17 protein-coding genes and 1 pseudogene are annotated in these 21,021 nt (G+C 65.4%); 13 read left to right on the top strand and 5 right to left on the bottom strand.

All coding sequences use genetic code 11. The annotated features are described in order from the left end of the window. Positions 1-90: 90 nt before the first annotated feature. Positions 91-1,557 (bottom strand): efflux transporter outer membrane subunit, encoded by a 1,467-nt coding sequence (locus BMZ70_RS00170; RefSeq protein WP_092268537.1) that lies wholly within the window; start codon positions 1,555-1,557, stop codon positions 91-93. 92 nt (positions 1,558-1,649) lie between these two features. On the opposite strand from BMZ70_RS00170, the gene BMZ70_RS00165 reads away from it, so the two are divergent. The 5 genes and pseudogenes from BMZ70_RS00165 to BMZ70_RS00145 all read left to right on the top strand — a co-directional run. Beyond that, on the top strand, positions 1,650-2,261 hold the full coding sequence (locus BMZ70_RS00165; RefSeq protein WP_092268536.1) for a TetR/AcrR family transcriptional regulator: 612 nt from the start codon (positions 1,650-1,652) through the stop codon (positions 2,259-2,261). An 83-nt stretch (positions 2,262-2,344) separates the two neighbouring features. After that, positions 2,345-3,439 (top strand): efflux RND transporter periplasmic adaptor subunit, encoded by a 1,095-nt coding sequence (locus BMZ70_RS00160; RefSeq protein ID WP_092268535.1) that lies wholly within the window; start codon positions 2,345-2,347, stop codon positions 3,437-3,439. Beyond that, positions 3,436-6,546, top strand: coding sequence for an efflux RND transporter permease subunit (locus BMZ70_RS00155; protein WP_092268534.1), 3,111 nt, complete (start codon positions 3,436-3,438; stop codon positions 6,544-6,546). The genes BMZ70_RS00160 and BMZ70_RS00155 overlap by 4 nt, the downstream gene beginning before the upstream one ends. Positions 6,547-6,551: 5 nt before the next feature. Then, positions 6,552-7,970: an OmpP1/FadL family transporter gene (locus BMZ70_RS00150; protein ID WP_092268533.1), complete on the top strand. Its 1,419-nt coding sequence runs from the start codon at positions 6,552-6,554 to the stop codon at positions 7,968-7,970. A 69-nt stretch (positions 7,971-8,039) separates the two neighbouring features. Beyond that, positions 8,040-8,189 (top strand): annotated as a pseudogene (locus BMZ70_RS00145) (short-chain dehydrogenase/reductase); the annotation flags it as partial. A gap of 4 nt (positions 8,190-8,193) precedes the next feature. On the opposite strand, the gene BMZ70_RS00140 reads toward BMZ70_RS00145, so the two are convergent. Next, a complete protein-coding gene (locus tag BMZ70_RS00140; protein ID WP_092268532.1) occupies positions 8,194-9,174 on the bottom strand; it encodes a serine/threonine protein kinase in 981 nt (326 codons plus the stop codon). Positions 9,175-9,237: 63 nt separating this feature from the next. Here BMZ70_RS00140 and BMZ70_RS00135 point away from each other — a divergent pair, with 63 nt between their 5' ends. After that, complete coding sequence (locus BMZ70_RS00135; protein WP_092268531.1) at positions 9,238-9,933, top strand: UPF0149 family protein; 696 nt, start codon at positions 9,238-9,240, stop codon at positions 9,931-9,933. Then, positions 9,930-11,246: an Nramp family divalent metal transporter gene (locus BMZ70_RS00130; RefSeq protein ID WP_229205226.1), complete on the top strand. Its 1,317-nt coding sequence runs from the start codon at positions 9,930-9,932 to the stop codon at positions 11,244-11,246. Before BMZ70_RS00135 ends, BMZ70_RS00130 begins: the two co-directional genes overlap by 4 nt. A gap of 111 nt (positions 11,247-11,357) precedes the next feature. Here BMZ70_RS00130 and BMZ70_RS00125 read toward each other — a convergent pair whose 3' ends face one another. Together BMZ70_RS00125 and BMZ70_RS00120 are read right to left on the bottom strand one after the other, a co-directional pair. Next, positions 11,358-11,657, bottom strand: a complete 300-nt coding sequence (locus BMZ70_RS00125; protein ID WP_092268528.1) for a hypothetical protein — start codon at positions 11,655-11,657, stop codon at positions 11,358-11,360. Then, entirely contained in the window at positions 11,654-11,944 is a 291-nt protein-coding gene (locus BMZ70_RS00120; protein ID WP_092277335.1) for a BrnT family toxin, read from the bottom strand. Before BMZ70_RS00120 ends, BMZ70_RS00125 begins: the two co-directional genes overlap by 4 nt. A 146-nt stretch (positions 11,945-12,090) precedes the next feature. Between BMZ70_RS00120 and BMZ70_RS00115 the strand changes: the two genes are divergently transcribed. Beyond that, entirely contained in the window at positions 12,091-12,969 is an 879-nt protein-coding gene (locus tag BMZ70_RS00115) for a cupin-like domain-containing protein (protein ID WP_092277332.1), read from the top strand. Between the two features lie 31 nt (positions 12,970-13,000). On the opposite strand, the gene orn is transcribed toward BMZ70_RS00115, so the two are convergent. Continuing rightward, positions 13,001-13,597 (bottom strand): oligoribonuclease, encoded by a 597-nt coding sequence (gene orn / locus BMZ70_RS00110; RefSeq protein ID WP_092268526.1) that lies wholly within the window; start codon positions 13,595-13,597, stop codon positions 13,001-13,003. 53 nt (positions 13,598-13,650) lie between these two features. Between orn and BMZ70_RS00105 the strand changes: the two genes are divergently transcribed. The 5 genes from BMZ70_RS00105 (at position 13,651) to BMZ70_RS00085 (ending at position 20,985) form a co-directional block, all read left to right on the top strand. Beyond that, the gene (locus tag BMZ70_RS00105) at positions 13,651-14,922 is read left to right on the top strand and encodes a M48 family metallopeptidase (protein ID WP_092268525.1); all 1,272 of its coding nucleotides are present in this window, start codon (positions 13,651-13,653) and stop codon (positions 14,920-14,922) included. Continuing rightward, on the top strand, positions 14,919-15,821 hold the full coding sequence (gene rsgA, locus BMZ70_RS00100; RefSeq protein ID WP_092268523.1) for a ribosome small subunit-dependent GTPase A: 903 nt from the start codon (positions 14,919-14,921) through the stop codon (positions 15,819-15,821). Before BMZ70_RS00105 ends, rsgA begins: the two co-directional genes overlap by 4 nt. A 53-nt stretch (positions 15,822-15,874) precedes the next feature. Next, positions 15,875-18,706, top strand: a complete 2,832-nt coding sequence (locus BMZ70_RS00095) for an ATP-binding protein (protein ID WP_092268521.1) — start codon at positions 15,875-15,877, stop codon at positions 18,704-18,706. A 100-nt stretch (positions 18,707-18,806) separates the two neighbouring features. After that, the gene (gene argF / locus BMZ70_RS00090; protein ID WP_092268520.1) at positions 18,807-19,733 is read left to right on the top strand and encodes an ornithine carbamoyltransferase; all 927 of its coding nucleotides are present in this window, start codon (positions 18,807-18,809) and stop codon (positions 19,731-19,733) included. 19 nt (positions 19,734-19,752) lie between these two features. Beyond that, positions 19,753-20,985, top strand: a complete 1,233-nt coding sequence (locus BMZ70_RS00085; protein WP_092268518.1) for an argininosuccinate synthase — start codon at positions 19,753-19,755, stop codon at positions 20,983-20,985. Positions 20,986-21,021 lie beyond the last annotated feature (36 nt).

Genomic DNA, 21,021 nt, shown 5'->3' with positions numbered 1-21,021 from the left:
TTATCATGTGGCTGCTGAGCAATCCTAGCCGCAAGCAGAGGCGGAAAAACCCGCCAATTCTCCGATTGCCCGCCCTGCTCCCGGCGGCCGTCAGTCCTGCTGCACCGCCACCTTCACCGCCAGCGGCGCGCCCTGCCAGCCGCCGCCCAGCGCCTTGAACGCCGCGACGGCCGCGTGCGCCGCCTCGGCCTGGGCCTGGGCGCGCGCGTCGGCCGCCCGCAGCAGGCTGTCATCGGCCTGCAGCACCTCGATCAGGCTGACCACGCCTTTTTGATAAGCGGCGAAGGAGGCGCCGCGCGCCCGGCCCAGCGAGTCCACGCCCTGCGCCAGCAGCAGCGCCTGCTCCTCGCGCTTGACCAGCGCGGAATAGGCATTCTCGACGTCTTCGGCGGCGCGCAGCACGGCCAGGCGGTAGGCCGCCAGCGCTTCCGCCTCCTGGCCTTTGGCCTGCGCGATCTGGGCGTTGATGCGGCCAAAGTCGAACAGCCGCCAGCGCAGTCCCAGCGCGCCCGACGCCTGGCTGGCGCCGCTGGTGAACAGATTGCCGCCAACACCGGTGGCGCTGCCCACCAGGCCGCTCAGCGACAGCTTGGGATAATACTCGGCCATCGCGACGCCGATGCGCGCATGGGAGGCGGCCAGGCATCGCTCGGCCACGATCAAGTCTGGCCGGCGGCGCAGCAGTTCACCCGGCGCGCCGGCATCCGCGATCTGCGGCGCCACCGGAATCGGCGCGCTGGCCGTCAACTCGGCCCGGTGCGTGCCCGGCAGCGTCCCCAGCAAGACGTCGAGCGCATGCATGGCGGCATCCAGCGCGGTCTCCAGCACGGGAATTGAGGCCCGCACCTGCGCCAGCGCGCCCTCGGCCTGCCGGACCTGAAGTTCCGCCGCCAATCCTTTGCTGTACAACAGATTGATGGTGGCCAGCAGTTCCTGCTGGGTCTGCACTTGCTGGCGCGCGACGGCCAAGCGCGCTTGCACGCCACGGATGCTGATATAGGTGTCGGCCGCCTGCCCCGCGACCGCCAGCCGCGTGGCTGCCGCGCCCGCCTCTGAAGCCTGGTACTCGGCCTGGGCCGCCTCCCGTCCACGGCGCAGGCCGCCAAACAGATCCAGCTCCCACGCCACGCCGGCATTCATTTCATAGGCATTGCCGTAGCGGTCGAAGCCGGGGGCGGCGCTGGCGATTCTGCCCACCGGCGTTTCCAGCGATTGGTAAGCCCTGGCGGCCTGGCCGGAGACATTCCCGGAAGGCAGCAATGCCGCATCGGCCGCACCGACGCCGGCGCGCGCCTGCGCCACGCGCGCGCCGGCCTGGGCCAGATCGAGATTTTGTTCGAGCGCGCGCTCGACGTAGCGGTTCAGCTGCGGATCGGCGAAACCGGCCCACCAGGCGTCCAGGCCGGCGCCCGGGGCGGCCTGGCGGCCATCGACTGCGGCCTGGCCGTGGAACTGTTCCGGCATGGTGGTAGCGGGTCGAACATAGTCAGGGCCGACGGCGCACCCCGTTGAAAAGCAAGCAACAATCAGCGCGGCAAGGGTGGATTTGGGCGACATGGGACACTTTCATTAAATGGTGGAATTGGTGACTATAATACCAAATGGTCACAAGTTGTCCAATCCCGGCGTTTTAGCGTAGACTCTCGCCCATGAACAATCCCAGCCCCATTTCGGCCCGAGGGCCGGCGGACCACGAGGTCCGCGATCAAATCATTGCCGCCGCAACCGAGCATTTCAGCCATTACGGCTATGCCAAGACCACGGTCTCCGACCTGGCCAAGTCGATCGGTTTTTCCAAGGCTTACATTTATAAGTTCTTCGAATCCAAGCAGGCCATCGGCGAGGCCATCTGCGCCAACTGCATGCGCCAGATCGAAACCGACGTCGGCGCCGCCGTCGCCGAGAGCGATGCGCCGCCGGAAAAGCTGCGGCGCATGTTCAAGGCCTACACCGAGGCCACGCTGCGCCTGCTGTTCCAGGACCGCAAGCTGTACGAGATTGCGGCCTCGGCTGCCACCGAACGCTGGCCAGCGGTGCTGGCCTACGAGGAGCGCGTTCAAAAACAATTGCGCGAGGTGCTGCAGGCCGGCCGCCTGTCCGGCGATTTCGAGCGCAAGACGCCGCTCGACGAAGCGGCCATGTCGATCTACCTGGTGATGCGCCCCTACCTCAATCCCCTGCTGCTGCAATACAGCTTCGACTACACCGAGGACGCCCCGGCGCAACTGTCCAGCCTGGTGCTGCGCAGCCTGTCCCCCTGACACTTCCGGATCGCTGTGACTGTTGACTAAATTGGTCACTAGAATCATAATGGGCTCTCATTTACTTTGCTCATGGGATACCTATGCTCCGGCGATCTTCCACCACAGTCATTTATGCCCTGCTGCCGCTGGCCCTGCTCGCCTGCAGTGAACCACCGGCCGCCGACCCGCGCACCGAGGCGCCGCTGGTGCGCACCGCCGCCGTCCAGCAGGCCGACGCCACCTCCCGCTCATTCACCGGCACCGTGGCTGCCCGGGTGCAGAGCGACCTCGGTTTCCGCGTCGCCGGCAAGGTGCTGGCGCGGCTGGTGGACGCCGGCCAAACCGTCAAGCGCGGCCAGCCGCTGATGCGCATCGATCCGGCCGACCTCCAGCTGGCCGCGCACGCCCAGTTGGAAGCCGTCAGCGCCGCCCGCGCCCGCGCCCGCCAGGCGGCGGCCGATGAAGCCCGCTACCGCGATCTGCGCGGCACCGGCGCGATTTCGATCTCCGCCTACGATCAGGTCAAGGCCGCCGCCGATGCGGCGCAGGCGCAGTTGAGCGCGGCCGAAGCCCAGGCCGACGTCGCCCGCAACGCCAGCGGCTACGCCGTGCTGGTGGCGGACGGCGACGGCGTGGTGATGGAAACGCTGGCAGAACCGGGCCAGGTGGTGAGCGCCGGCCAGCCGGTGCTGCGGCTGGCGCATGCGGGCCAGCGCGAAGCCGTGGTGCAGTTGCCGGAGACCTTGCGCCCCGCGCTCGGCGCCACCGGGCAAGCCAGCCTGTTCGGCAAGGAAGACGCCAGCGTGGCGGCGAAACTGCGCCAGCTGTCCGACACCGCCGACCGCCTGACCCGCACCTTCGAGGCGCGCTATGTGCTGGAAGGCGCGCTGGCCAACGCGCCGCTGGGCGCCACCGTCACCATCCGCATCGCCGACGGGCCGGCGGCCGCGCCGGCCGGCCTGCAAGTGCCGATCGGCGCCCTGTATGACGCCGGCAAGGGCGCGGGCGTGTGGCTGGTCAACGGCACCCCGGCCAAGGCGGCCTGGCGCCCGGTCTCGGTGCTGCAGCTCGATGCCGAACACGCCCGCGTCAGCGGCAATCTGCACCAGGGCGACCGCGTGGTCGCGCTCGGCGCCCATCTGCTGCGCGACGGCGTCCCGGTCCGGGTCGCCGCCGCCGAAGGAGCACGGCCGTGAGCGCCGGCCGTTTCAACCTGTCGGCGCTGGCGGTGCGCGAGCGCGCCATCACGCTGTTCCTGATCTGCCTGATTTCGCTGGCCGGCGTGCTGGCCTTTTTCAAACTGGGACGGGCCGAAGATCCGGCCTTCACGGTCAAGGTGATGACCATCGTCACCGCCTGGCCGGGCGCCAGCGCGCAGGAGATGCAGGACCAGGTCGCCGAGAAACTGGAAAAGCGCCTGCAGGAATTGCGCTGGTACGACCGCAGCGAAACCTATACCCGCCCCGGCCTGGCCTTCACCACCCTGACCCTGCTCGACGGCACACCGCCAGCGGCCGTGCCCGATGAGTTCTACCAGGCGCGCAAGAAGGTCGGCGACGAGGTCGCCAACCTGCCGGCCGGCGTGATCGGCCCGATGGTCAACGACGAGTACGCCGACGTCACTTTTGCGCTGTACGCGCTCAAGGCCAAGGGCGAACAACCGCGCGTGCTGGTGCGCGACGCCGAAACCCTGCGCCAGCGCCTGCTGCTCGTGCCGGGCGTGAAGAAGGTCAACATCGTCGGCGAGCAGGCCGAGCGCATCTACGTCGAGTTCTCGCACGCGCGCCTGGCCACGCTGGGCATCAGCCCGCAGGATGTGTTCGCGGCCCTGAGCGCGCAGAACGTCCTGACCCCGGCCGGCTCGGTGGAAACCCAGGGGCCGCAGGTGCTGGTCCGTCTGGACGGCGCCTTCGATCAGCTGCAGAAGATCCGCGACACCCCGGTGGTGGTGCAGGGCCGCACGCTGAAGTTGTCCGACGTCGCCACCGTCAAGCGCGGCTACGAGGACCCGGCCACCTTCATGATCCGCAACGGCGGCGAACCGGCGCTGCTGCTGGGCATCGTCATGCGCGACGGCTGGAACGGCCTCGAGCTGGGCAAGGCGCTGGACGGCGAAGTGGGCGCCATCAACGCGCAACTGCCGCTGGGGGCAAGCCTGAGCAAGGTGACCGACCAGGCCGTCAACATCAGTTCGTCGGTCGACGAGTTCATGGTCAAATTCTTCGTCGCGCTGCTGGTGGTGATGCTGGTGAGCTTCATCAGCATGGGCTGGCGCGTGGGCGTGGTGGTGGCGGCGGCGGTGCCGCTGACGCTGGCCGTGGTGTTCATCATCATGGCCGCCACCGGCAAGAACTTCGACCGCATCACGCTCGGCTCGCTGATCCTGGCGCTGGGCCTGCTGGTGGACGACGCCATCATCGCCATCGAAATGATGGTGGTGAAAATGGAGGAAGGCTACGACCGCATCACCGCCTCGGCCTACGCGTGGAGCCATACCGCCGCGCCGATGCTGTCCGGCACCCTGGTAACGGCGGTCGGCTTCATGCCCAACGGCTTCGCCCGCTCGAGCGCCGGCGAGTACACCAGCAATATGTTCTGGATCGTCGGCATCGCGCTGATCGCCTCGTGGGTGGTGGCGGTGGTGTTCACGCCCTACCTAGGCGTCAAGCTGCTGCCCGACATGAAGAAGATCGCCGGCGGCCACGAGGCGATGTACGACACGCCGCGCTACAACCGTTTCCGCCAGGTGCTGGGCCGCGTGATCGCCCGCAAGTGGCTGGTGGCCGGCTCGGTGATTGCCCTGTTCGTGGCCGCCATCCTCGGCATGGCGCTGGTCAAGAAGCAGTTCTTCCCGATCTCGGACAGGCCGGAAGTGCTGGTCGAAGTGCAGATGCCGTATGGCACCTCGATCGCCCAGACCAGCGCCGCCGCCGCCAAGGTGGAAGCGTGGCTGAGCAAGCAGAAGGAAGCGAAAATCGTCACCGCCTACATCGGCCAGGGCGCGCCGCGCTTCTTTCTGGCGATGGGACCGGAACTGCCCGATCCTTCGTTTGCCAAGATCGTGGTGCGCACCGACAGCCAGCACGAGCGCGACGAGCTGAAACAGCGGCTGCGCGCAGCGGTGGGCGCCGGCCTGGCCTCCGAGGCGCGGGTGCGCGTCACCCAGCTGGTGTTCGGCCCATATTCGCCGTTCCCGGTGGCTTACCGCGTCAGCGGTCCGGACCCGGAACAACTGCGCGACGTCGCCGAGCAGGTGCAGCGCGTGATGGATGGCAGCCCGATGATGCGGACCGTGAACAACGACGGCGGCGCCCGCGTGCCGACCCTGCACTTCGTGTTGCAGCAGGACCGCCTGCAGGCGGTGGGGCTGAGCACCAGCACGGTCGCGCAGCAGCTGCAGTTCCTGCTCAGCGGCGCACCGATCACCAGCGTGCGCGAAGACATCCGCACGGTACAGGTGGTGGCGCGTTCGGCCGGCGGCGCCCGGCTCGACCCGGCCCGGATCGGCGACTTCACGCTGGCCGGCGCCAATGGCCAGCGCATTCCGCTGTCGCAGGTCGGCAAGGTCGAGGTGCGCATGGAAGAACCGGTGCTGCGCCGTCGCGACCGCATGCCCACCATCACCGTGCGCGGCGACATCGCCGACGGCATGCAGCCGCCGGACGTCTCGAACGCCATCACCGCGCAGCTGAAGCCGATCATCGCCAAGCTGCCGGCCGGCTACCGGATTGAAGAAGCCGGCGCCATCGAGGAATCGGGCAAGGCGACCAAGGCCATGCTGCCGCTGTTCCCCATCATGCTGGCCATCACGCTGCTGCTGATCATCTTCCAGGTGCGCTCGATCGCCGCGATGGTGATGGTGTTCCTCACCAGTCCGCTCGGTCTGATCGGCGTGGTGCCGACCCTGCTGTTGTTCCAGCAGCCGTTTGGCATCAACGCGCTGGTGGGCCTGGTGGCGCTGTCGGGCATCCTGATGCGCAACACGCTGATCCTGATCGGCCAGATCCACCATAACGAGGCGGAGGGGCTCGATCCGTTCCGCGCCGTGGTCGAGGCCACCGTGCAGCGTGCGCGGCCGGTGATCCTGACCGCGTTGGCGGCCATCCTGGCGTTCATCCCGCTGACCCATTCGGTGTTCTGGGGCACGCTGGCCTACACCCTGATCGGCGGCACCCTGGCCGGCACCGTGCTGACGCTGGTGTTCCTGCCGGCCATGTACTCAATCTGGTTCAAGATCCGGCCGCAGGAGAGCGCGCCGGCCAGCGCAGACAGCATCGAACACATCGAATATTTAGAGGCTTGAGACATATGATTTCCAAATCCATTCCATTGCTGGTCGCCGCCGCCCTGGCGACGCTGGCGGCTGGTGCGCAGGCCTCGGGCTACCGTTTCGGCTCGCAGAGCGTGGCCGCGCAAGGCACGGCGGACGCCAACAGCGCCGAGGCCGCCGACGCGTCGACCGTGTTCTACAACCCGGCCGGGCTGGCGCGCCTGGACGGCCTGCGCATCAGCGCAGGCGCCACCGTGGTCCTGCCGCATTCGCGCTTTACCGATCAGGGCTCGACCCACTTCACCGGCCAGCCGGCCGGCGGCAGCGCGGCCAGCGGCTACGTGCCGGACGCGGTGGTCGCGCCCTCGTTCTACCTCAGTAAAAAAATCGACGAGCGCTGGACGGCCGGACTGGGTGTCTTCGTCCCATACGGCGCCAAGCTCGATTTCGGCAGGAGCTGGACCGGCCGCTATGCGCTGACCGACATGAAGCTGGAAGCCGTGACGCTCAATCCGTCGGCCTCGTTCAAGCTCAATGAGCACCACGCGTTTGGCGTCGGCATCGACGCCGAGCGCATGAACGCGGCCCTCGGCCAGGCGGTCGACGTACCCGGCACCATCGCGGCGCTGTCCGCGCCGGCGGCGGCCGTCCAGAGCGCTGCGCTGGCCCGGCAGATCGCCGCGTTGGGCGGCAATCCGGCGCTGTTGCGCGCGGCGGCCGATGGCCACGGCTCCAACGACGTCAAGGACTGGGGCTGGGGTTTCAACCTCGGCTACCTGTGGATGCCGGACGCCGATACCCGTGTCGGCCTGAGCTACCGCTCGTCCATCGCGCACCAGCTGCGCGGCAGCACCGTGTGGGACTTCTCGGGCGTGACACCCGACCCCATCGTCAACCAGGTGCTGGCGGCGGCCTCGCACCGCAGCAACTCGGCCGCGCTGGTGACGGTGCGCACGCCGGAAAGCCTGTCGCTGCATGCCTTCCACCAGTTCAATCGCCGCTGGGCGGGCATGGCCGACCTGAGCTGGACCCGCAACAACCGGCTCGATAATCTGAACATCGAATTCCCCGGCACCGGCCAAGGCGCCGAGGTGATACGCCAGCAATGGCGCAACACGGCGCGGCTGGCGGCGGGCGTCAACTATGCCTACAGCGAGGCCGTGACGCTGCGCACCGGCCTGGCGTACGACCAGTCGCCGGTCAAGGCCGCGCTGGCGCACCCTGCCCTGCCCGACGGCGACCGCGTGCAGTCCAGCCTGGGCGGCAACTGGAAGCTTGACGCACACTCATCGATCGACCTGGCTTACAGCTACGTGCATGTCAAAAAGGTGGCGGTGGATTACACCAATCATTGCAACCCGCTCAACGCCAGCTGCACCGGCAATGGCGAGACCACCAAGGGCAGCTTCCAGACCCATGTCTCGCTGCTGGGCCTCGCCTACAACTATCAGTTTTGAAAGGAAATGATCTGCGGCGTGACGCTGGTGGAAATGGATGTGCGCGATGCGGCGTCGGTGCAGCGCGCCGTTGCCGCCATCATCGTCAAGGCGGCGCTGGGCCAATGGCGCATGCGGCGCACGCCGCCGGGCCAGGCATCGTTGCTGAGCAAGCTGCGCCGGTTCATGCCGGCCGGCCCGGTCGACGCCAGCTTGCGCAAAGGCCTGGGGCTGGCCTGAGGCCTTACACCGGCAGCGGCGGCTCGTCCATCAGGGCCACCTGCTCGCGCAGTTCCAGCACCCGGTCTTGCCAGTAGCGCTGGGTGTTAAACCACGGGAAAGCGGCCGGGAAGGCAGGATCGTCCCAGCGCCGCGCCAGCCAGGCCGAGTAGTGGATCAGGCGCAGCGTGCGCAGCGCTTCCACCAGATGCATCTGGCGCGGGTTGAATTCGCAAAAATCTTCGTAGCCGGCCAGGATGTCGCCCATCTGCCGCACCTGCTCGGCGCGCTCGCCGGACAGCATCATCCACAAGTCCTGGATGGCCGGGCCCATGCGGGCGTCGTCGAAGTCGACAAAGTGCGGGCCGGCGTCGGTCCACAGCACGTTGCCGCCGTGGCAGTCGCCGTGCAGGCGCAACTGCGGCAGTTCGCCGGCGCGGTCGTAGCAGCGGCGCACGCCGTCCAGCGCCTGCCGGGCGATGGTGGCGTAGGCGTCTTTCAGGTCTGGCGGGATGAAGCCGTTGGCCTGCAAGAAATCGCACGGTTCGGTGCCGAAGGTGGCGATATCCAGCGCCGGACGGTGCTGGAACGGCTGGGTCGCGCCCACCGCGTGAATACGGGCGATGAAGCGGCCGGTCCACTCCAGCACCGCCGGGTCGCCCAGTTCGGGTGCGCGGCCGCCGTGGCGGGTGAACACGGCAAAACGAAAACCTTGATAGTGGTGCAGCGTGCCGCCATTCAGCGCCAGCGCCGGCACCACCGGAATTTCGGCGGTCGCCAGCTCTTGCGTGAAGGCGTGTTCTTCAAGGATGGCCTCGTCGCTCCAGCGGCCGGGCCGGTAGAACTTGGCGATCAGCGGCTTGTCGTCTTCGATGCCGACTTGGTAAACACGATTTTCATAGCTGTTCAGCGCCAGCAGGCGGCCATCGCCGCGCAGGCCGATGCTGTCGAGGGCGTCGAGCACGCAGTCTGGGCTCAACGCGGAATATGGGTGGGGTGCAGTCATACCGCCATTGTACGGGGCGCGGCGTGTATACTGTCACATTCCCCCAAATAAAAAGAGCAAAATATGCAACTCGACCAGCCACTGAGCGATAAAGAATTCGACGAACTGGACAACTTCCTGCTGTCCGACCGCACCCCTGAAGATGCCATGACGATGGACATGCTGCACGGTTACCTGACCGCCATCGCCATCGGCCCGGAGCCGATCATGCCGGCCGAATGGCTGAAGAAGGTGTGGGGCAAGGAAGAGACCGACATCCCGAGCTTCAAGCACGAGAAGGAAGAGCAGCGCATCATCCACCTGATCATGCGCTTCATGAACGAAGTGCTGGTGACGTTTGAAGTGGCGCCGAAGGAATTCGAGCCGCTGTTCGTCGAGCACGAGCACGAAGGCCAGACCCTGATCAACGCCGAAGCGTGGTGCTGGGGCTTCTGGGAAGGCATGGAACTGCGTCCGGGCTCGTGGCAGCCGATCTGGGATTCGGAGCAGTCCGACCTGATGCGTCCGCTCTACCTGCTGGGCGCCGACGAAATCGAAGAGGAAGAACTGGCGCTGGTGGAAGATCCGGTCAAGGCCCACAAGCTGGGACTGGAACTGGAAGCCAACCTGCCGAACATCTACAAGTTCTGGCTGCCGCTGCGCAAGGCCGGCGTGGAAACCGTCAAGCGCGAAGAGCCGAAAGTCGGCCGCAACGACGATTGCCCTTGCGGCAGCGGCAAGAAGTACAAGAAATGCCACGGCGCCGAATCGGCGGAATGATCTTCAAGCTGCCCACCACGGCCACTGCGCCGTTCTGCCCTTCCGAAGTAGCCGGTACCGTCGCGGTGCCGGAGGGCGATCCGTTCTGGAAGAAAATCCTGCGTTTTGCCGGGCCGGGCCTGCTGGTCTCGGTTGGCTACATGGACCCGGGCAACTGGGCCACCGCCATCCAGGGCGGTTCGCAGTTCGGCTATCAACTGCTGTTCGTGGTGGTGCTGTCCAGCCTGGCGGCGATCGTGCTGCAATGCCTGAGCATGCGGCTGGGGATCGTCACCGGCAAGGATCTGGCCGTGCATTGCCGCGAGCAGTATCCGCCGGTGGTGGGCAAGACCTTGTGGGGCTTTGCCGAGATTTCCATCATCGCCTGCGACCTGGCCGAGGTGCTCGGCTGCGCGCTGGCGTTCAAGCTGCTGCTGGGCGTATCGCTGCCGGTGGGCGTGGCGCTGACCGCGCTTGATACCCTGATCGTGCTGGGGCTGAAGGGCAAGGGCTTCCGCCAGGTCGAAGCGATAGTGCTGGGGCTGATCCTGACCGTGGCCATCTGCCTGTTCACCGAGCTGGCGCTGGTCAAGCCGGACTGGCAGGCGGTGATGGCGGGACTGGTGCCGTCGGTGAGCGCGCTGTCGTCGCGCGAGCCGCTGTATCTGGCCATCGGCATCCTCGGCGCGACCGTAATGCCGCACAACCTCTACCTGCATTCCTCGGTGGTGCAGACGCGCGTGGTGGGCAAGCATGATGCGGCCAAACGGCAGGCGATCGGCCTGTCGCGCATCGACACCATCGTGTCGCTGCTGCTGGCCTTGCTGATCAACGGTTCGATTCTGGTGCTGGCGGCGGCAGCGTTCTACCAGCCGGGCAACGACCGCGTGCTCGATATCGATGAAGCCTACCGCCTGCTGGAACCGGTGGCCGGCACCGCGCTGGCGGCCATTCTGTTCGGTCTGGCACTGCTGGCGTCGGGGCAGAGTTCGACCTTCACCGGCACCATCGCCGGCCAGGTCATCATGGAAGGCTTCCTGAAAATGAAGATCCCATGCTGGCAGCGGCGCGCCCTGACGCGCGGGCTGGCGCTGGTGCCGGCCATGATCGGCGTGCTGACCTTGGGCGAACATTCGGTCGGCAAGCTGCTGGTGCTGAGCCAGGTGGTGCTGAGCATGCAGCTGCCGTTTGCCATGTACCCGCTGATCAGCCTGACCTCGCAGCAGCGCATCATGGGCAACTTCGCCAATGCGTGGTGGACTACGGCGCTGTCGTGGTTCCTGTTCGTGGTGATCTCCTGCGCCAACGTGTGGCTGGTGTGGCAGGTGTTCTGAAGTGCATCAATACGGGCGGCTGAAATCCGCCCTACAAAGAAAGGCCCCGATCCCAACGAGGCCGCCATGCACGCCCCAAACGGCGTGCCGTCCTTTGTCTGCGAATGAGGACTATTTCTTCACGGCCTTCAAGTTAGCGTATTCAAGAGCCATCTTCTTGAATTCTGCATCCACGAAACGCTTTAGAGCGTCGCGCATCAAAGGCTGATAGCCGACACCACGAAAGTCGGCGATTTTTTTATAATCTTCAATCAAATCCTTTTGCAGCCGGATAGAGATCATCTGCAGTCCAAGGCTCTCATCGACTAAGGCCTGCATTTCCTGCGGAGCAGCTTTTGCATGTGCAGCATCGCGCCCCAACCTCCCATCCTCCCACGCCTCTGGCGTGCTTTCAATTTTGCGAGCTTTCATAGCCCTCCCTGAGTCTCATAAATACGTATCTCATCCACATTGGGTTCATAAGCCGTGATGAGGTGGCTGCTCTCCTCGCGAATCTGGAACACCACCTTCAACAAGCGTCGACTCGTGGTCTCTGCGATGAACCATAGCGTCGGCTGATTACGTCTATGAAGCGCTCGGTCATCAATAAGAACTTTGCCGGATCGGTTTTCAAAGCATTCGGAGACTTCATCCTGCGTCACATTATGCTTTTGCACGAGCTTGCCCGCGACGGCATCGGAAATGACCAATCTAACCATGTTCATTCCTTTGTATATACAAAGATAGATGAAGCGCTTAAATATGCAAGCTAACTTGGGTTCATCGTATATACAAAAATGCTACTCAACTTGAGGCGGCTCAAAGCTGTTAGAGTTCTGCCTGTAACGCAACGAAGATGGAAAAGATGTTAGGAAAACAAAAACTGCCGCCCCGCGTGTTGGCGGACGAGACGCCGGAACAGGCGTCCGCTAAAAAGCTGGCGCGCGAGCAGCGTGATGCGCAGGTGCGCGGGGTGGCATCGATTCATGAGATGCGCGAGGCGATCAAGCTGGCGTCGCGCGGCCTGCCGCATATCAGCGAAGTGCTACGCGTTGGCGTGCTCGATGCGGCGGCGTTTCGCGCGCGAGCTGCGCTCAACCTGCCGTTCCTGATCGAGGGCATCGTTGGCCGTTGGCCGCTGACCAAACACGCGCCGCCCATCCTGCGCGAGCGCCACGGCCACATGCCGGTGCGCGCCCGTGTCGGCGATTACATCGGCACCGCCTTCGCGCCGGACCGCGCCATGCAGGACATGACGATGGCCGAGTACCTCGACCTCGCCGAACGCACCGAGGGCCTGCCGCCCTACCTCGGCAATCTTGAGCTGAAAGAGTTGAACAATATGTGCCACTGGCCCACCTTCTTCGACAAGATGGGCCCGCCGCGTTTCTGGATCGGCCCGGCCGGCACGGTCACGCCGCTGCATTGCGATTACGACGACAATATCTTCGCGCAAATCTGGGGCACCAAGCGCATCTTCCTGGCGCCGCCGCATCACGACGCATTCCTGTATCCGAAGGAAGCCAACGCCATCCTGTTCGGCTCGCCCTTCGATCCGGAGGCGCCCGATTACGAGCGCTACCCGCTGGCACGCCAGGCCAATCTGGTGGAGGTGATCGTGCAGCCGGGCGACATGCTGTACGTCCCGGCCGGCTGGTATCACCAGGTGCGCGCGCTGACCTTCTCGCTCTCCTCCAACCGCTGGGCCCGCGCCGTGCCGTTCGCCTTGCGCGACGGCCAATAAAAAACGCCGGCATCGGCCGGCGTTGTCTGCCTTACAGCTTGATGAAGTGCTCGCGGTAGTATTTGAGCTCTTCGATCGATTCCACGATGTCGGCCAGCGCCGTGTGTTTCTGGGCTTTCTTGAAGCCGCTCACCATCGCCGGATTCCAGCGCTTGCCCAGTTCCTTCAGGGTCGAGACGTCGATGTTCCGATAGTGGAAGAACGCCTCCAGCTTCGGCATGTAGCGCACCATGAAGCGGCGGTCCTGGCCGATGGTGTTGCCGCACATTGGCGCCTTGCCCTTCGGTACCCACAGCTTCATGAACTTGATCAGCTCTTCCTCGGCATGCGCCTCGGTGATGGTCGATGCTTTCACGCGCTCGGTCAGGCCCGAGCGGCCATGCGTGCCCTTGTTCCAGGCATCCATCTTGTCCAGCGTTTCATCCGACTGGTGGATGGCAAACACCGGCGCCTCGGCCAGCACGTTCAGGTGCATGTCGGTGATCACCATTGCAACTTCGATAATACGATCCGTGTCCGGCTCCAGGCCGGTCATTTCCATATCCACCCATACCAGATTAAACTCGTTCTGACGCGGCGTCGCCGGCGCAGCAGCGGAATCTTCTGGCAAATCAGTAGCTTGTGACATAATTCTCTCTTGGCTAAATTAATCCGAATCCGCCATTTTCTCACAGGCACAGAATGTATTCACTCGCGTTTTCGATTTTGTTCGTATCTTTCATCATTTTGACCCTGCTGGTCCGCTTCTGGCTGGCCTCGCGTCATATCCGCCATGTGCTGGCGCATCGCAGCGCCGTGCCGGCCGAATTCGCTGAAAAAATCCGCCTCGCGGCCCACCAGAAGGCGGCCGACTACACCATCGCGCGCACCAAGTTCGGCCTGCTGACGCTGCTGGTCAACACCCTGGTGCTGGTCGGCTTCACGCTGCTGGGCGGCCTGCAATGGCTGTCGCTGCAAATTTTCCAGGCCACCGGCCCCGGCATGACCTACCAGCTGGCCCTGCTGGCCGGTTTCGCCCTGATCTCGGGCGCCATCGACCTGCCCTTCGATTACTACAAGCAGTTCAGCCTCGAGCAGCGCTTCGGCTTCAACAAGATGAGCAAGGGCCTGTTCTTTGCCGATCTGGTCAAAGGCTCGCTGCTGGGCGCGGCCATCGGTCTGCCGCTGGCATGGGTGGTGCTGACCCTGATGGGCAAGGCCGGCGATCTGTGGTGGCTGTACACCTGGATGGTGTGGAGCGGCTTCCAGCTGCTGATGATGGTGCTGTATCCAACCGTGATCGCGCCGCTGTTCAACAAGTTCACGCCGCTGGAAGACCAGTCGCTGAAAGCCCGCATCGAAGGCTTGATGGCGCGCGTCGGCTTCGCCTCCAAGGGCTTGTTCGTGATGGACGGCTCCAAGCGCAGCGCCCACGGCAACGCCTACTTCTCCGGCTTCGGCGCGGCCAAGCGCATCGTCTTCTTCGACACCCTGCTGGCGCGCCTGCAGCCGCAGGAAATCGAGGCGGTGCTGGCGCACGAGCTGGGCCACTTCAAGCTCAAGCACATCGTCAAGCGCGTGGTGGTGATGTTTGCCATCTCGCTCGGCTTCCTGGCCCTGCTCGGCTTCCTGAAAACCCAGACCTGGTTCTACGACGGCCTCGGCGTCAATCCGGTGCTGCTGCCGGGCCAGAGCAACGACGCGATGGTGCTGCTGCTGTTCATGCTGGTGCTGCCGGTGTTCACCTTCCTGCTCGGCCCGCTGACCTCGCTCACCTCGCGCAAGCACGAGTTCGAGGCCGACGCCTTCGCCGCCCAGCACACCGACGCGCGCGACCTGGTGTCGGCGCTGGTCAAGATGTACGAGGACAACGCCTCGACCCTGACGCCCGATCCGCTGCACTCGGCCTTCTACGACTCGCACCCGCCGGCCAGCGTGCGCATCCGTCAACTGAAACTGGCGGCACAAGCATGAACCATAAACGTACCGCCACCATCATCGCCGCGCACGGCCGCCACTACCTGGCGGAAGTGGACGGCCAGAAGCTGCAATGCGTCACGCGCGGCAAGAAGACCAACGTGGCCGTCGGCGACATCGTCCACATCACCATGACCTCGCCCGACCAGGGCGTGATCGACAAGATCGAAGAGCGCAACACGCTGCTGTACCGCTCGGACCAGTACAAGTCCAAGCTGCTGGCGGCCAATCTGACCCAGCTGTTCATCGTGGTGGCCACCGAGCCCGGCTTCACCGACGACCTGGTGTCGCGCGCGCTGGTCGCGGCCGACGCGGCCGGCATCAAGGCCCACCTGATCCTCAACAAGACCGACGTGGTCGAATCGCTGGCGCGCACCCGCGAACGGGTGGCGCCGTACGCCGCGCTCGGCTATCCGGTGCATGAAGTGTCGGCCAAGGCCAAGCCGGAGGAAACGCTGGCCGTGCTGAAACCGCTGCTGGCCGGGCAATCGTCGATCCTGATCGGCCAGTCCGGCATGGGCAAGTCCTCGCTGATCAACCTGCTGATCCCGGAAGCCGACATCGCCGTGCGTGAAATCTCGGCCGCGCTGGACACCGGCAAGCACACCACCACCTTCACCCGCCTGTACACCCTGCCCGAGCTGGGGCCGGACTCGTCCATCATCGACTCGCCGGGCTTCCAGGAATTCGGCCTCTACCATTTGAGCGAAGGCATGCTGGAGCGCGCTTTCGTCGAATTTGCGCCCTACCTCGGGCATTGCAAGTTCTACAACTGCCGCCACCTGATCGAACCACAATGCGCGGTGCTGGCCGCCGTCGAGGAAGGCAAGATCGCCAGGATGCGACACACGCTGTACGGCCAGCTCTTGCATGAATCTTCACAGACCCTGTATTAACTACAAGGTTTTGTGTCTATAATGCTCTGAGGCAAGTAGCCTGGGGAGTAGCGATGGACATGTTTGCGCTCGACGACGCGTTGGCCGACTGGGAGGCAGCCCTGCCCTCCTCGCGCGGCCCTGCGCGGCTGCCGATGCTGCTGCCGCTGGCCTGGCACTTGCGCCAGCGCGACACCCCGCGTGCGCTGCAACTGACCGACGAAGGTCTGGCCCTGCTGGCCGGGGCCGCCCTGCCCACGGCCGACGCCCAGGCCATCGCCACCCGCTTCCTGCTGGTACGGGCCGAAGCCAGCTGGCTGGCCGGCCAGCTGGAACTGGCCGACGAGCAGGCCGCCGACGCCGGCGAACGCTTTGCCTCCCTCCACCATCCGCTCGGCCAGGCCGACGCCCACTGGCTGCGCGCCTGGATCGCCATCGACCAGGGCCGGCACGAAGCTGCCGCCGCCGAGCTGGACCAGATGGCCGCCGCCGCCCGCGCGGCCGGCGACGCCCAGCGCAGCGCCATCGCCGACGCCGTCAACGCCCGCTGGTGCGTGCTGCACGACCTGCCCGCCGCCCAGCAGCGCTGGGGCGGCCGCTTCACCGCGGACGACGAAGCCGTGCCGGCGGTGGCCAGCTGGATCTACGACTACTACGGCCTGGCGGCCAGCCAGGCCAGCGATTTCGGCGCCGCCGCCGCCCACTACCTGCGCTGCTACGAGGCGGCGCTGGAGACCGGCCAGCTGCGCATGGCGATCACCGCCGCCATCAACATCGGCCTCGATTTCACCATCCTCAACGACCACCACGCGGCGCTGGAGTGGATGGAAAGCGCGCTCGACCTGGCCCGCCCGACCGGCTGGCCGCGCAGCATCGGCGCCTGCCTGATGCACACGGCCGACACCATGCGCCGCCTCGGCCGGCTCGACGCCACCGCCGAACTGCTGCACGAAGCGCTCGACATCCTGGCGCCGATGTCCGGCGCGCGCGCCTACGCCACCGCGCTGCACTACCTGGGCGACCTGTCGCTCGACAAGACCGACTACACCGCCGCGCTGGACGCCTTCCGCAAGCTGCAGGAGCGCGGTGTCGCCTTGCAGCACGCCGACTTCCAGAGCATCGCCCGGCGCGGCCAGGCCCACGCGCTCTGCTTCCTCGACCGTCCGCAGGAAGCGCTGGCGATGGCCGAACAGGCGGCGCAGCTGGCACAGGAGCAGGCCAACCGCTACAACCACGTGGCGGCGCTGCGCGTGATGTCGCTGATCCACCTGCGCCACCAGCTGCCCGCGCCGGCCGGCATGACCGAGCCCAACGCCACCCTGCACTTCCTGCACCAGGCGCTGGCGGTGGCGGGCCACATCAACGGCTACACCCTGCCGGCCGACCTGCACGACGCGCTGGCGCGCGAGTACGCGCACATCGGCGATTACCAGAAGGCCTACGCCTCGGCGCAGCTGGCGGCGGCCGCGCGCGAGAAGACCCACAGCCAGGACGCCACCAACCGCGCCATCGCGATGCAGGTGCAGCACCAGACCGAGCACGCGCGCGCCGAGGGCCAGCACCACCGCGAGCTGGCCGCCGCCGAAGCGCGCCGGGTGCAGCTGCTGCAGCAGACCACCGCCACGCTGGAACGGCTGTCGGCCATCGGCCAGGAGATCACCACCCACCTCGACGCCGGCGCCGTGTTCCAGGCGCTGGACCGCCACGTGCAGGCGCTGTTGCCGGCCAATTCGCTGGCGGTCTACCTGTGCGATCCGGGCCACGACAGCATCAGCCGCGTGTTCGGCATCGAGAACGGCCAGCCGCTGGCGGCCAACACCATCGCTATCGACAACCCGCGCGCCAACGCCGCGCGCAGCCTGCGCGAGCGGGCCGAGATCTACGTCGCCGACGCCGGCCCGAACGACATCTTCCTCGCCCCCGGCACCCAGCTGATGGCCAGCGCGCTGTATGTGCCGCTGCTGGTGGGCGAGCGCGCGCTGGGCGTGATGACGGTGCAATGCACGCTGGCCAACGCCTACGGCGCGCGCGAACGGCTGATCTTCCGCACCCTGTGCGCCTACGGCGCCATCGCGCTCGACAACGCCGAGGCCTACCGCCAGCTGAAGGACGCGCAAACGCAGCTGGTCTCGCAGGAAAAGCTGGCCGCGCTGGGGGCGCTGATGGCCGGCGTGGCGCACGAACTCAATACGCCGATCGGCAACAGCCTGCTGATCGCCAGCACGCTGGTGCAAAAAACCGAGGAGCTGGAAGCGCAGATGAACGGCGCCGGCCTGAAACGCTCGGCGCTGGCGGCCTACCTCGAGGATGCGCGCAAGGCGCACGAACTGGTGATGCGCGGCTTGAACAGCGCCGCCAACCTGGTCAACAGCTTCAAGCAGGTGGCGGTCGACCGCACCACCGAGCAGCGGCGCGAATTCAATCTGTCGCAGGTGTCGATGGAGGTGATCGCCACCATGATGAACCGCATCCGCGCCTCCAACCACCGCATCGAGATCGAGGTGCCGGACACCATCGCGCTGGACAGCTATCCCGGCCCGTATGGCCAGGTGATCGCCAATTTCATCAACAACGCCCTGCTGCACGCCTTCACCAGCGCCGGCAGCGGCAGCATGTGGCTGCGCGCGCAGGCGCCGGTGGACGGCCGGGTGCTGGTGACCTTCCGCGACAACGGCTGCGGCATCGCGCCCGAGCACATGTCGCGCATCTTCGACCCGTTCTTCACCACCAAGCTCGGTCAGGGCGGCAGCGGCCTCGGACTGTCGATCAGCTACAACATTGTCACTTCGCTCATGGGCGGGCAAATTTCCGTCCACAGCTCGCGCGAAGGCACCACCTTCACGCTCGACCTGCCCCTGACCGCGCCCGAGCATCAGCAGCCTGCCACCGCTCAGATTTACAATTAAACTACCTGTATAGACAGCATAATCTGCGGCGATTAGCCCTATCGGCCGAATTGCCTTTATAATTGTTCGGCTAAGCCGTAGCCATCTGTCAGTTGTCATTATGCCTATCCAAAAACCGATCAAGCATTACCTGCAGTTTTCCGACCTCACGCTGGACGAGTACCAGTACGTTATCGAGCGTGCGCACATCATCAAGCGCAAGTTCAAGAACTACGAGATTTATCACCCGATGATCGACCGCACGCTGGTCATGGTGTTCGATAAAAACTCGACCCGCACCCGCCTCTCGTTCGAGGCCGGCATGCACCAGCTGGGCGGCGCCGCCATCTACCTGAACACGCGCGATTCGCAGCTCGGTCGCGGCGAGCCGGTCGAAGACGCCGGCCAGGTCATGTCGCGCATGTGCGACATCATCATGGTGCGCACCTTCGGCCAGGACATCATCGAGCGTTTCGCCGCCAACTCGCGCGTGCCGGTGATTAACGGCCTGACCAACGAACACCACCCATGCCAGGTGGCTGCCGACATCTTCACCTACATCGAGCATCGCGGCTCGATCACCGGCAAGACCGTGGCCTGGGTCGGCGACGCCAACAACATGCTGTACTCCTGGCTGCAGGCGGCCGAGGTATTCGGCTTCCACGTCAACGTCTCCACGCCGCACGGCTACGAGATGGACATGTCGCTGGTCTCGACCGACCGCTTCACCGTGTTCGCCAATCCGGCCGACGCCTGCGACGGCGCGCACCTGGTCAACACCGACGTCTGGACCAGCATGGGCTACGAGGAAGAAAACGCCGCCCGCCTGAAAGCCTTCGACGGCTGGATCGTCGACAGCGCCAAGATGGCGCGCGCCGCGCCGGACGCGCTGTTCATGCACTGCCTGCCGGCCCACCGTGGCGAAGAAGTGTCGGCCGACGTCATCGACGGCCCGCAATCGGTGGTCTGGGATGAAGCCGAGAACCGCCTGCACATCCAGAAAGCGCTGATCGAGTATCTGCTGCTGGGCCGCATCGAAAACAAATAATCACCTAAAGAGAACCATCATGAGCGACATTAAAAAAGTAGTCCTCGCCTACTCGGGCGGCCTCGATACCTCCGTCATCCTGAAATGGCTGCAGGATAACTACCAGTGCGAAATCGTCACCTTCACCGCTGACCTGGGCCAGGGCGAAGAACTGGAACCGGCGCGCGCCAAGGCGCTGAAGTTCGGCATCAAGCCTGAGAACATCTTCATCGACGACGTGCGCGAAGAATTCGTGCGCGACTTCGTGTTCCCTATGTTCCGCGCCAACACCGTGTACGAAGGCGAATACCTGCTGGGCACCTCGATCGCGCGTCCGCTGATCGCCAAGCGCCTGATCGAGATCGCCAACCAGACCGGCGCCGACGCCATCTCGCACGGCGCCACCGGCAAGGGCAACGACCAGGTGCGCTTCGAACTGGGCGCCTACGCGCTGAAACCGGGCGTCAAAGTGATCGCCCCGTGGCGCGAATGGGACCTGCTGTCGCGCGAAAAACTGCTGAAGTACGCGGAAGACGCGGGCATCGCCATCGACATGAAACACAAGAACGGCGGCGCGCCGTACTCGATGGACGCCAACCTGCTGCACATCTCGTTCGAAGGCCGCCACCTGGAAAACCCAAGCGCCGAAGCCGAAGAATCGATGTGGCGCTGGACCGTCAGCCCTGAACAGGCGCCGAACGAAGCCGAATACATCGACCTCGAATACGAAAAAGGCGACATCGTCGCCATCAACGGCGTGCGCATGTCGCCGGCCACCGTGCTGACCGAACTGAATCGCCTGGGCGGCAAGCATGGCATCGGCCGTCTCGACCTGGTGGAAAACCGCTACGTCGGCATGAAGTCGCGCGGCTGCTACGAAACCCCGGGCGGCACCATCATGCTGAAAGGCCACCGCGCCATCGAGTCGATCACCCTGGACCGCGAAGTGGCCCACCTGAAGGACGACCTGATGCCGCGCTACGCTTCGCTGATCTACAACGGCTACTGGTGGGCGCCGGAGCGCGTCGCGCTGCAAACCCTGATCGACCACACCCAGGCCACCGTCAACGGCTGGGTGCGCATCAAGCTGTACAAGGGCAACGTGATCGTGGTGTCGCGCGATTCGAAGACCGACTCCCTGTTTGATATGAACATCGCCACCTTCGACGAAGACGGCGGCGCCTACAACCAGGCCGACGCCGGCGGCTTCATCAAGCTGAACGCGCTGCGCATGCGCATCGCCGCCAACGCACGCCTGAAGCGCGGCCAATAAGCCACATTCGCTTCTCCCAGGAATGGCCGCTCGCTG

Origin of the sequence: Duganella sp. CF402, assembly GCF_900109645.1 — a bacterium.
Classification (GTDB): domain Bacteria; phylum Pseudomonadota; class Gammaproteobacteria; order Burkholderiales; family Burkholderiaceae_D; genus Rugamonas.
Note: the sequence above shows the minus strand (reverse complement) of the source record. Positions and strands in the feature narration are given on the sequence as shown.